We start from the raw sequence: 10,166 nt of genomic DNA on the forward strand, positions 1-10,166 counted from the left end.
TTTCGGCACCAGACCGGATAGGGCATCACCACAAGGAGGCCAGACATGGCTGATATTCATTCGGAAAACACCGCAGATGCGGCTGTCGAGGCGGCGCGTGTCGCGCTGATCGCAGAGCAAAACGACCAGTTCCGCACCACATGGGGCGCTGACTTCACCGTTCCCGGCCAGATCGTCATGACGCGCGGCGTGGCCGCACTGTCGCACGAGGCACAAGTGGCGATCATGGTCGCGGTCATGCAGTTTTCCGAGTTCACCGAGGACAACGACCCTTACGGCACCCACGATTTCGGCATCTTCACCGTGGCCGAAGGCGAACGCGAGGTTCGGCTTTACTGGAAAATCGACCTCTACGACGCGGGCTATGAGTTCGGTTCCGACGATTGCGCGGACACCACCAAGACCCGCCGCGTGCTGACCATCCTTCTGCCCGAGGAATACTGAGTTCGGTTGCGGGGCCTCTCCCTGCCCCGCGCCGAGGCTGGCCTGTCGAGCAGGCCCAAGGGAGTGGCGGCAAGCGCCTCTCCCACCCCTTCACCACAACGGAAAGGAAGGTGAAATCAATGAGCAATGAAACCATGAAGCGCCGCATTGCCGAGGCTTGGGCGCTTCTCAGGAAGGGCGATCACTTTGGCATCGGACGCCGCTTCCTGATCCAGCACGGGGCCATCTAAGCCCCCTCGCCTCAGCCCGTCAGGGCTGGGGCACCGATAACACAAAAACTCACCACACGACAAGGATAAGACCCATGACAAAGCAAGAGACGATCATCGCCCCCATCGAACAGGTTCCCTTCGATGATCTGTATGTTTCCGACCTGAACCCGCGCACTGTGTTCAGCCCCGAGGGGATCGAGGCACTGGCAGAGAATATCCGCCAGCTTGGCCTGATCCAGAACCTCGCAGGGCTGCGCGATGAAACCGGCAAGGTTGGCATCGTGGCCGGAGGCCGGAGGCTTCGCGCCCTGGCTCTGCTGCAAGACGATCCGCGCTTCGCTTCGGTTTCCGTGAAGATCGCGCCCGATCAGGCGACCGCCGAGATTTGGGCATCGAGCGAGAACCACCACCGCGAGCAACCCCATGCCGCCGATGAAATCCGCGAATATGGCAGCATGGCCGAGCGGGGCGTTCCGGTTCCCTCCATCGCCATCGCGTTCGGCGTCAATGAAAAGCACGTCTATCGCCGCTTGAAGCTGGCAAGCCTGCCGGTGTCGGTTCTGGACGCCTTGAAGGCCGGGGAAATCACCCTGTCGAACGCCGCCGCCTTCACCGTCAGCGAGGACGAGGCGAACACGCTGGCCGTGCTGGAAAAGGTGCGGGGCGAGGGCTACAGCGATCACCAGATCAAGCAGATGCTCAAACCGGACTCGGTGCGCAGCACGGATCGGCGCGTGAAGTTTGTTGGCCTTGAGGCTTACGAGGCCGAGGGCGGGCGCGTCACTGGCGACCTTTTCGCAGATCAGACCTATTTCGATGATGTTGCCCTGCTGGACGAACTGTTCAAGGCGAAGCTGAATGCCACCGCCGAGGCCCTGACCGGCGACGGTTGGAAATGGGCCGAGGCGATGGACACCACCTATCTCGGTTACTACGAGATCGAGGAACGGAAGCTGGACCGCATCTATCGGGATGAAGGGACGCTCACCGAAGAGCAGTCAGAGCGTTACGACGAACTGGCGGAATTGGCCGAAGGTGAGGTTCTGGACGCCGAGGGTGAGGCCGAACTGGCGGCGCTGCAAGCCGTGTTGGATGGTGCATTCAGCGCCGAACAGAAGGCCGTTTCGGGCGTCCTTGTCTACGTCAACCAGAGCGGCGAGGTTCAGACCGCCGAGGGGCTGGTGACGCGCGAGGACCGAGCCGCCGCCATCGAGGCCGGTTTCCTGCGCAAGTCCAGCCATTCGAGCGCCGAGGCCGAGCCGAAATCCCCCATCAGCCAGAAGCTGCGCGACGACCTGTCCCGTGTCGCACAGGGCGCACGGCAACATGCGGTGTTGCGCGATCCCGATCTGCTGATTGACCTTCTGGCCTACCAGTTGAGCCACGCCCTGCGCTGGAACGATCCGCTTGGCATCGCCACGACCGAGGTTCCGAACTGGCCTTCGACCGAGGCCGAGGGCTATGCCCTTGACGAGCGCCTGACCAGCAACCCGCCGCGCGATATGTGGGATGCGAAAGACCTTGGCGCATCCTTCCGCGCGTTTCGCAAGAAAGGCCCGGAGCATGTGCGCGGTGAACTGGTCCGGTTCCTTGCCGCTCAATATCGGGGCGGCGACGAGAAGCTGGCCGCGATGATCGACAAGGAGACGCAGCCGAATATCCGCGAAGTCTGGACCCCCAATGCGGCGAACTTCTTTTCCCGCGTCGGTGGCCCCTATCTCAACGATCTGTGGCGCGATCTGCTGGACCTGTCCGACGATCACCCGACCGCCACCAGCTTCGCCAAGCTGAAAAAGGGCGAGAAGGCCGACAAGCTGGAAGCCCTGTTCCGTGGCGACCACGATCTGCGCAGCGCCCTCGGCGTCACAGACGAGCAGGCCGCGAAGATCGGCGCATGGCTGCCCGAAGGCATGAAGTGAGATCGAGGGCGGGGCGTCAGCGCCCCGCCCACCGATGGAGGTTCCCATGAGATGCAAGCGTTCACCCCGCCACCCGTTCACCGACACGCCCCGCAAGCGGGCCGCGCTGCGCCGGAAACAGCGCCTTGAGCGTGAGGCCCTTCCGTTGCTGGCCGATCAGATTGCCGAGGCACAGCCGAGCGAGGACCGCGTTATGGCAGACCGCGCACAGGCATGGTCCGAACAGGAAGTCAGGGACCGTCGCGCAAGGGCAGAGAAGTGGCATGAAGCCCGCCGCCAGATCGACGCCCTGCCCGGCGATGAGCGCCGCGCCGTGCGGCGGGCATGGGACTGCGCCCCATACCCCGCCGACCCGTCTTATCTGTTGAGCGTCCTGCACAGCTACAGCCAAGGCAGGATCGACTTGAAACGCCCTCCTTTCCCGCTGTCGCGCACCGACGCCTCGGGCGCGAGGATCGCGAACCTGTTCGCTTCATCTGACCTGATCGTGACGATCCTCAAGGCGCGGGAGATTGCCGCCGATCCTGACCGTCACCCGCTGGCGGAACGTCACGCAGCCTATCACCATCTTCAACTGGCGGCATCGAAGAACAAGGATCGCGACCGCGCCGCCCAGGATCGCGTGTTGGCCTCGCAGCTATTCCTTCGCCTCGGAGAATTGGAGAACGCCCATGCCTGATTTCACCGCCCACCGTCATCCGGTCCTTGCCGTGCGCTGCCCCGATTGCGGCAGAGCGCCCGGCGTCTGGTGCCGCCGCCCGAGCGGACACATGGCGAGCGACTTTCATCATAGCCGCAAGGTGGAGGCGGATCGCGTCTTCATCGACCAGCACGGACCTGACGCCAGCATCCTGCGCGACGGCGACGGCTGGATCATTGACCCACGCGGGCGCGTCGGTATTCGACCACAGCCCGAGCAACTGGCCTTGTTCTGAGGGATATTCATGGTGCTGGCGAGAGCTGATCTACTGTGCTACGACTGGAACTAAAGGAGAACTTAGATGTTTGATCGCCGCGCTCACGCTGAAGAAATCATTGCCGATCTGATCGGCAAGATGTGGAACTGGTTCTTTGTCGGAGCTGCTGGCGCGGCCTTCGTGATCGCCGCTTGCATCGCGTTCTTCGCGGGGTTCAACGTCCCCAATCTGATTTACTGGATCGGCACAGCCATCGCCTTCGGGTGCTTTGCGCAAGCCGCCAACCTGTCGAACGAAATTCGGAGCCGCCGCGCGCATCTTTGACGCCGGGCAGGCCAGCTATTTGAGAATATCCTTGTGGTGAGGATAACACTGGCCCCGCTCACGCGGGGCCTCTTTTTTCCAGGGACCGACATTCAGGACGAAAATGCACGACGACGACGAAACCACCTTCAAGGATAGCCTCGATCTGCTTCAGTATCGCATGGCCGAGATCGTCTTTCGGCCGGGCCGTGTCGTCCGGGCCTGCTGGCGCGGCGGGCGACCGACGATCAACCGCTATATGCTGGCCTTCCTGACTGTGTTCCTGCCTGCCCTCGGATTCGGCATCATCATGGGATGGGCCATGAGCGGGTCCGAGCATTTCCTGTTCGGCGCGGAACGGACATTTACCCGGCAGCTTGGCGAGGCGTTCATGCTGATCTGGATGATTGCCGTTCTCTACCTGCTCGCCATCGGCATCACAATTATCGTCATGGGCTGGTTCCGAAAGGGGCCGCGCCGAGGGTGATGCCCGGTGCGGCGGGACTGCGCCCCGCCGCACCGGCCTTGCGCTACCCGCGCAGGGGCCGCTTCGCGGCTTGGCCGTCAGCACCAACCCTGCCGCCTGCCCCCATTGTATTCCCGCGCCAGCCCTTCCCCGATCAGGATACCGGCCACGTCCGCACGACCGATGTAAAGTCGAGCAAGGCCACGGCCATATCGGTCGCGGCCCGGCAACACGATCAACTCCACCAGCTCGCCCGAGCCGATCAACTCGCGTAAGCGCCTCGTCGCCTCGTCACCAAGCGCCTTTTCATATGCACATTGCGGATCGTAGGTTTCCGGCGTGTCGAGACCGACCAGCCGGAACCGCTCACCGCCCAGATCAATCGTGTCGCCGTCGATCACATAGACTGAAGCCGGATTGATCGGCTCCGCCGCCGTCCCGGTGTCGATCGACAGCAAGGCCGCGACGATCATCGCACCTGTTGCCGCAACTCCAAACAAGCGCCTGCGTCGCGCATGTCGTCCGCGTCTCGATCCAGTTTCTCGCCGCCAGTTTCGCAAGCCGCTCTGCCCTCTTCCGTTCCTGTGCCAGTTGTCGCTAGGCCGCCATCGGGTTTCCCTTGACCCATTTGCCGCTGCGCAGATGAGCATCCGTCGCCCCAGGTTTCGGCCGTCGCCGTGATTGTCCTTGCAGTATGAGTCGAGCCTCTGTTGAGATCCACACGCCGCCGCCCTCCTTGATCTGGAACCGACACTGAAATTCGTGCAACCCAGGTATTCACCTGTCTCCTTGGCCCGTGTCTCTCAAACGGAACATTGCTTGTTCCTCTCTTAGCGACCGTCCGGGGCTAACGCCCCGCCCTTCAATCAAAAAATCGGTTTCCGCTTTGCGGACCCTCCGATTTTTGGTTTGATCGCATCGAGGACCAGCATGACCGTTTTTCATCGAAACACTAAGATACCAAGGAGACTAAAAATGAATACCTTCGCAGAGTTCGAAATCATCGGTCGGGTCGGTCAGATCAAGGAAGGCAACGGCGTCCTCTGGGTTTCCATCGCGGCCGAGTATGGCCGCAAGGACAATCACGGCGACTTTCAGTCGAAACCCTTCTGGAACGACGTGAGCATCTTCAACGAGAACGTCATCAAATGGGTCAAGGAAAACACCGTGAAAGGCGACCTGGTTCGCGCGACCGGCACCATCCGCTCCGAGAGCTACGAGACCAATAGCGGCGAAACCCGCCACGGCGTGAAACTGGCCTGCGACAACTTCGCCAACCTGGCCCACATGATCCGCAAGCAGATGGAGCGGCAACAGGCGGGCTGACCGCCCGGGCGGGCCTCACGGCCCGCCTGCCCTTCGGGCGCGGCGCTGCGCCCCGACCAATCGGCCGCCCCCATCGAGAGGGCGGCCGATTGCGCTTCACAGCCTTCAGCTCCGAACCGCCGACAAGCGGCAATGCGACACTGGCCCCCTGCGAAGGTGCAGGGTCTGCCTCCTTGAAAAACAGCGGCCACTCTACACGGCGCGGCGAGCCGTCAATACCAAGCCCTTCGGGGCGCTGCGCGCGTGTTGACGGCCCACCTTTCCCGCCGTGTCACCGAGCCTCGTTTTTTCAATCAGGAGACAGACCATGAAATTCATTCGCAAGCGTTCCATCAAACTCCGTCGCATCGCCGCTCGCCGGCTCCGAGCCATCCGCAAGCTGCTGCGCGCAATCGACCTCAGCCTTACGATCTCGATCAACCTCGGCTTCCTGAAGGTCGGGATCACCATCAAGCGCCGCCCCGAGTAGGGCGGATGCAACGGCCAGGCCCTCCGGGGCTTGGCCTTTCTACATTTCATCTTCCCTGAAATATCCTCGGGGGAGCGCCGCCAGGCGCGGGGGCAGACAGCCCCCTCACCCCTCCGGGCACATGCGCCGCAGCGCGGCCATCCCATCCGTAATGGCCGGGCCGCTCGGCACCTGAAGCTGGCCCAGGTTCTCGGTCACGGCCGCCGCCGCCGCCAAGGCGTCCTCATCGCCGCTCGTCGCCAGATGCGCCAGCATGGCAGCCTGATTTTGCAGCATGTTGCCGGTCACTTCGATGTTGGCGATGTTCGCCTGCACCATCTGCGACATGGCCGCGCTCACCAGCTCGCAATCGTCAGCCGAGCCTTCCTGCGCATGGGCTGCTGCTGCGCCAATCAGGTATGCCGCCGCTGGCAGGCTGCGCATTAGGTTTGCCGCGATCAGTTTCATCGAAAGCTCCTTTCTTCCGACCTCATGCGAGATCGGTTTTCGCAAAATCATCGCCTTTGTAGAGCAAGGGGGCATGAAACGCCTTAGCGGCGGCATAGGCGAGGGCGTCGCCCATGTTGAGCTTCGCCGGATGACCGGCCACCTTTCCATATTTCCTCAACGCCGCGATAGCCGCCGTGCCCATGCTTTCGGTGAGGTGCATTTCACGAACGCCAAGTGATTGGATCAGGTCTGCGACAAGCTCGCTCGCCTTGTCGAAGTGCGCCTCGCTGATATGCGTTGCGCCTTCCTTGTCTTTCAAGTCCCGTGCGATCCCGAGCGTCGTTTCTACCCGAACAACCGGCGAGATCATCAGCTTGCCTCGGGCTTGTTCCATTGCTTTGAGCATTGCCGGGGCTTCCGCCTCATTCAAGAGGACGGCGCAAAGCGCGCTGGCGTCGATGAACATCAGTCATCACCCCACAGCTCATCCATGAACGGCTTGTCGTCGGATTCGCGAGGTTTCAGACCTGCTTCGGCTGCCTTTCGCTGAACCTTCGCTACACGTTCCGCGAGGGTTTCCTGCTTCTCCAACGCCGCTATACTGTTGAGCAAGGCCGTGCGAACCGCTTCGGTTTTGTTCCTTGCGCCAGAAGCAGCAAGGTAGCGGTCAACGAGCTTATCTACGTCCGGATCTTTGATGTAGAGGGGCATGTGCATATCCTTTCAGGATATATAATATAGCCGAAAAGTATATCCCGCAAGGGCCAGTGTCTTCGATTGTTCGGTTTCGTGGCGAATCCCGGTCGTTCGTAACCTCGTGCGGTTGCTCGAGGACACGCCCGCCCAGGACCGCGCCTATCTAATGACGACGGTGGGTTCTGCTTACAAAGTAGAGCCACCGACCGGCACGGCATTTATGCCGGTCGGTGGCGAGGTCGGATCGTGAGCGCGCTGGTTGCATCGGACCGTCCTAGAGTGTGATCGCCTCGCCCTTTCGAACTGGCCTGAACGGATACGAGGGGATNTGAGCGCGCTGGTTGCATCGGACCGTCCTAGAGTGTGATCGCCTCGCCCTTTCGAACTGGCCTGAACGGATACGAGGGGATCGTGCCCCGCATGATAAGCAGAGGACAGAGAAAGATGGGTGATGAAACGGTTGGTGTTGATATCGCGAAGCTGCATTTCGACGTTCACAGTTACCCCGGCGGCGGATGTGGGCGGTTCCAGAATACGGATAAGGGGCGAAGGTCTTTCCTCAAATGGCTGAAGAGCCGACAATCGGTCATGGTCGTGTTTGAACCGACCGGACCGTACCACAAGGCTCTGGAAGCCGATCTGCATAAGGCAGGGGTTGCGTTGGCAAAGGTGAACCCGCTCCATGCCCGCAGGTTCGCTGAGGCGACGGGCTGCCTCAACAAAACAGATAAGGTAGACGCGGCCATTCTCGCACGGATGGCGGCCGTCCTCCAGATCAAGGCACAGCCTGAACGGCCAGAAAATCTAACCGGCTTGACGGAATTGCTTTCAGCGCGGCGCGGGCTGATGAAGGAGCGAACAGCCAACCTGAACCGGCAAAAGAACCTCGTCCACCCCTTGCTGAAGCGGCAATGTTCGGCCCGCATCCGGCAGATTGAGGGCCAGGTCCAAATGATTGAGCGTGAACTCCGAGCTGCTGTAGTGGCGGATGCTGGGTTGGCGCAGAAATTCAAGATCCTCATCAGCATACCCGGGATTTCCGCTACGACCGCGTTCACACTCCTGGCAGAGTTACCTGAGTTGGGCGAACTTACGTCTGCTCAGGCAGGAAGTCTTGCAGGGCTGGCACCAATGCACCGCGAGTCTGGGAACTGGAAAGGACAATCCCGCATCCGGGGCGGTCGTGCCGTCCTGTGGCAATCCTTGTACATGCCAGCACTTGTCGCAACACGGTTCAACCCGGATCTGCGCGTCGTCTACAAGCGGCTGGTAGACGCAGGAAAGCCTGCAAAAATTGCTATCACGGCTGTAATGCGGAAGCTCGTGGTTCTGGCCAACACCCTCGTCGCCTCTGACCGCATATGGGAGCTGCGGCCAATGAAATGACGTGGGACCGGACCTTCACCGCGCACTGCACCGAGGGCCACAGTGCGGGACAAAGCGCCATTTTGCTGCGGCTGCGCAAATGGCTGCTTTAGGCCTGGCGCACCAATAGAACATTGCAGCAGGACACGTCGGTTAATCCGTATAGCTTCGGCAGGCATCGACCCCTACGGCTGTCGAGGCAAGTAGTTGATCTGCGTCGCGGATGAGATCAGCGATCCGCCTGTCCGCAAGGCGATACCGGACGAACCGACCTTCGTTCCTGCGACTGACCAGACCGCAATCCAAAAGGCAGCGCAGATGGTTCGAGACATTGGGCTGACCAAGCCCTGTTTGGGTAACGATTTCCTGCACGCTGCGTTCGTCCGACAGTAGCGCATCGAGGATCGCAAGACGGCTGGGGTCGCCGAGACCCCGGAAGAGCTTTGCCCGCGGCTCAAGGGTGTCAGCTGCCGAAAGATCGTCTTGAATGTTTTGCAATGTCATATCATTATCCACTGATACGTTAGCGGCGACTTCTTTCGCACGCTACCTTCACGAGGATCGCATATGAGCCGAGCAGATAACACCACATTGCCTACAACGTCTTTGCCGATCCGGATGCGGGTGCATGGCATGGACTGCGCCAAGGATGCCGCCGAGATCGAACGGGCCGCTCGGTCTGCGGGCGTGGCTGAAGGCGATGTGAAGGTGTCTGCCGCAACCCATGTCATGACATTGCGGATCGCCGAAGACGACTTGCCGAAAGTGCGTCCAGCACTGGACGCAACCGGCTATGGCTTTGAGCTGATCAAGAGCGGGGATACATCGTCCGATCCGGCTTACAAAGACCCGAGCTATCGCCGCGCGCTCTGGATCGTGGTCCTGCTCAATCTCGGCTACGGGGTGATCGAGATGTTCGGCGGGTTCCTGTCCGGATCGCAAGCTTTGAAAGCAGATGCCCTGGATTTTTTGGGCGACGGCGCAATCACCTTTCTGGGCCTGCTCGCTATCGGTTGGAGTCTGACATGGCGGGCGCGGTCGGCGATGATCCAGGGCGTGTTCTTGGGATTTCTGGGGCTTGGCGTTGTCGGCAGCACAATCTGGCGTGTCCTGAATCAGACGACACCAGAGGCCGGGTTAATGGGAGCCTTCGCCGTGGGCGCGCTGATCGTAAACATTCTTGCGGTGCTGCCGCTGCTAAAACACCGCAAGGGCGACGCCAACATGCGGGCCGTATGGCTGTTCTCCCGGAACGACGCCATCGGCAACCTCGCCGTGGTGATCGCTGCCGGACTGGTCGCCTGGCTCGGCAGTGCCTGGCCTGACCTCATCGTTGCTTTCGCCATCGCAGGGCTGTTCCTGCATTCGTCATGGATGATCATCCGGGATGCGCGGAGTGATCTGTCAGAAACCGAGTGATCTGGCGGAAAAGCTGACGTGCGAACCGGAAACCGACATTCGCCACTGCGCAGCGAGTCCGGAACTTTGGGCTCTATACGGTCATTCGCTGCGCCACGCGCGAACGGCTGCTTTAGCCGAGAAAGACTGTTTCTGATGCTTGACGAACAACGGATACTCTAGGCTTCGGCCGGCAAGCGGCCTGCGCCCCGAGCCTTTCCC

Annotated in this window: 15 protein-coding genes; 10 read left to right on the forward strand and 5 right to left on the reverse strand. The window is 61.2% G+C overall.

What is annotated here, in order from left to right; all coding sequences use genetic code 11:
- Positions 1-45: 45 nt before the first annotated feature.
- From VK682_RS26430 to VK682_RS26455, 6 genes are all read left to right on the forward strand, one after another.
- Positions 46-444, forward strand: a complete 399-nt coding sequence (locus tag VK682_RS26430) for a DUF3768 domain-containing protein (protein WP_093744206.1) — start codon at positions 46-48, stop codon at positions 442-444.
- A 304-nt stretch (positions 445-748) separates the two neighbouring features.
- Positions 749-2,575, forward strand: coding sequence for a ParB/RepB/Spo0J family partition protein (locus VK682_RS26435; protein WP_093744205.1), 1,827 nt, complete (start codon positions 749-751; stop codon positions 2,573-2,575).
- Between the two features lie 46 nt (positions 2,576-2,621).
- Entirely contained in the window at positions 2,622-3,254 is a 633-nt protein-coding gene (locus tag VK682_RS26440) for a hypothetical protein (protein WP_208597614.1), read from the forward strand.
- Positions 3,247-3,510, forward strand: a complete 264-nt coding sequence (locus tag VK682_RS26445) for a zinc finger domain-containing protein (protein WP_088716891.1) — start codon at positions 3,247-3,249, stop codon at positions 3,508-3,510. The genes VK682_RS26440 and VK682_RS26445 overlap by 8 nt, the downstream gene beginning before the upstream one ends.
- 66 nt (positions 3,511-3,576) lie before the next feature.
- Entirely contained in the window at positions 3,577-3,816 is a 240-nt protein-coding gene (locus VK682_RS26450) for a hypothetical protein (protein ID WP_093744204.1), read from the forward strand.
- Positions 3,817-3,919: 103 nt separating this feature from the next.
- On the forward strand, positions 3,920-4,282 hold the full coding sequence (locus VK682_RS26455) for a hypothetical protein (RefSeq protein ID WP_324782913.1): 363 nt from the start codon (positions 3,920-3,922) through the stop codon (positions 4,280-4,282).
- A 77-nt stretch (positions 4,283-4,359) separates the two neighbouring features.
- On the opposite strand, the gene VK682_RS26460 is transcribed toward VK682_RS26455, so the two are convergent.
- Entirely contained in the window at positions 4,360-4,734 is a 375-nt protein-coding gene (locus VK682_RS26460) for a thermonuclease family protein (RefSeq protein WP_324782914.1), read from the reverse strand.
- A 502-nt stretch (positions 4,735-5,236) separates the two neighbouring features.
- On the opposite strand from VK682_RS26460, the gene VK682_RS26465 reads away from it, so the two are divergent.
- Together VK682_RS26465 and VK682_RS26470 are read left to right on the forward strand one after the other, a co-directional pair.
- Positions 5,237-5,587, forward strand: coding sequence for a single-stranded DNA-binding protein (locus tag VK682_RS26465; protein ID WP_074647520.1), 351 nt, complete (start codon positions 5,237-5,239; stop codon positions 5,585-5,587).
- Positions 5,588-5,894: 307 nt separating this feature from the next.
- Positions 5,895-6,056 carry a hypothetical protein gene (locus VK682_RS26470; protein WP_324782915.1) on the forward strand — a complete coding sequence of 54 codons (162 nt, stop codon included), beginning with the start codon at positions 5,895-5,897 and terminating at the stop codon, positions 6,054-6,056.
- A gap of 105 nt (positions 6,057-6,161) precedes the next feature.
- On the opposite strand, the gene VK682_RS26475 is transcribed toward VK682_RS26470, so the two are convergent.
- Genes VK682_RS26475 through VK682_RS26485 form a run of 3 tightly spaced genes read right to left on the reverse strand, consistent with a single transcriptional unit; the run spans position 6,162 to position 7,196 of the window.
- Entirely contained in the window at positions 6,162-6,503 is a 342-nt protein-coding gene (locus VK682_RS26475) for a hypothetical protein (RefSeq protein WP_324782916.1), read from the reverse strand.
- Between the two features lie 22 nt (positions 6,504-6,525).
- Positions 6,526-6,951 carry a type II toxin-antitoxin system VapC family toxin gene (locus VK682_RS26480; RefSeq protein ID WP_093744195.1) on the reverse strand — a complete coding sequence of 142 codons (426 nt, stop codon included), beginning with the start codon at positions 6,949-6,951 and terminating at the stop codon, positions 6,526-6,528.
- On the reverse strand, positions 6,951-7,196 hold the full coding sequence (locus VK682_RS26485; RefSeq protein ID WP_074647545.1) for a type II toxin-antitoxin system VapB family antitoxin: 246 nt from the start codon (positions 7,194-7,196) through the stop codon (positions 6,951-6,953). The genes VK682_RS26480 and VK682_RS26485 overlap by 1 nt, the downstream gene beginning before the upstream one ends.
- 429 nt (positions 7,197-7,625) lie before the next feature.
- On the opposite strand from VK682_RS26485, the gene VK682_RS26490 reads away from it, so the two are divergent.
- The gene (locus VK682_RS26490; protein ID WP_324782917.1) at positions 7,626-8,567 is read left to right on the forward strand and encodes an IS110 family RNA-guided transposase; all 942 of its coding nucleotides are present in this window, start codon (positions 7,626-7,628) and stop codon (positions 8,565-8,567) included.
- Positions 8,568-8,699: 132 nt separating this feature from the next.
- Here VK682_RS26490 and VK682_RS26495 read toward each other — a convergent pair whose 3' ends face one another.
- Positions 8,700-9,050, reverse strand: a complete 351-nt coding sequence (locus VK682_RS26495; protein WP_014132722.1) for an ArsR/SmtB family transcription factor — start codon at positions 9,048-9,050, stop codon at positions 8,700-8,702.
- A 63-nt stretch (positions 9,051-9,113) separates the two neighbouring features.
- On the opposite strand from VK682_RS26495, the gene VK682_RS26500 reads away from it, so the two are divergent.
- Positions 9,114-9,965 (forward strand): cation diffusion facilitator family transporter, encoded by an 852-nt coding sequence (locus VK682_RS26500; RefSeq protein WP_038068544.1) that lies wholly within the window; start codon positions 9,114-9,116, stop codon positions 9,963-9,965.
- Positions 9,966-10,166: the final 201 nt, after the last annotated feature.

Origin of the sequence: Salipiger marinus, from assembly GCF_035481585.1 — a bacterium.
In the GTDB taxonomy this organism is placed as follows: Bacteria; Pseudomonadota; Alphaproteobacteria; order Rhodobacterales; family Rhodobacteraceae; genus Salipiger; species Salipiger marinus.

Excerpts from the sequence above, each read along its gene's own strand:
- VK682_RS26485 (WP_074647545.1), bottom strand. The coding sequence starts at position 7,196 with ATGCCCCTCTACATCAAAGATCCGGACGTAGATAAGCTCGTTGACCGC.
- VK682_RS26445 (WP_088716891.1), top strand. The coding sequence starts at position 3,247 with ATGCCTGATTTCACCGCCCACCGTCATCCGGTCCTTGCCGTGCGCTGC.
- VK682_RS26455 (WP_324782913.1), top strand. The coding sequence starts at position 3,920 with ATGCACGACGACGACGAAACCACCTTCAAGGATAGCCTCGATCTGCTT.
- VK682_RS26475 (WP_324782916.1), bottom strand. The coding sequence starts at position 6,503 with ATGAAACTGATCGCGGCAAACCTAATGCGCAGCCTGCCAGCGGCGGCA.
- VK682_RS26430 (WP_093744206.1), top strand. The coding sequence starts at position 46 with ATGGCTGATATTCATTCGGAAAACACCGCAGATGCGGCTGTCGAGGCG.
- VK682_RS26460 (WP_324782914.1), bottom strand. The coding sequence starts at position 4,734 with ATGATCGTCGCGGCCTTGCTGTCGATCGACACCGGGACGGCGGCGGAG.
- VK682_RS26490 (WP_324782917.1), top strand. The coding sequence starts at position 7,626 with ATGGGTGATGAAACGGTTGGTGTTGATATCGCGAAGCTGCATTTCGAC.
- VK682_RS26435 (WP_093744205.1), top strand. The coding sequence starts at position 749 with ATGACAAAGCAAGAGACGATCATCGCCCCCATCGAACAGGTTCCCTTC.
- VK682_RS26470 (WP_324782915.1), top strand. The coding sequence starts at position 5,895 with ATGAAATTCATTCGCAAGCGTTCCATCAAACTCCGTCGCATCGCCGCT.
- VK682_RS26465 (WP_074647520.1), top strand. The coding sequence starts at position 5,237 with ATGAATACCTTCGCAGAGTTCGAAATCATCGGTCGGGTCGGTCAGATC.
- VK682_RS26500 (WP_038068544.1), top strand. The coding sequence starts at position 9,114 with ATGAGCCGAGCAGATAACACCACATTGCCTACAACGTCTTTGCCGATC.
- VK682_RS26495 (WP_014132722.1), bottom strand. The coding sequence starts at position 9,050 with ATGACATTGCAAAACATTCAAGACGATCTTTCGGCAGCTGACACCCTT.
- VK682_RS26450 (WP_093744204.1), top strand. The coding sequence starts at position 3,577 with ATGTTTGATCGCCGCGCTCACGCTGAAGAAATCATTGCCGATCTGATC.
- VK682_RS26480 (WP_093744195.1), bottom strand. The coding sequence starts at position 6,951 with ATGTTCATCGACGCCAGCGCGCTTTGCGCCGTCCTCTTGAATGAGGCG.
- VK682_RS26440 (WP_208597614.1), top strand. The coding sequence starts at position 2,622 with ATGAGATGCAAGCGTTCACCCCGCCACCCGTTCACCGACACGCCCCGC.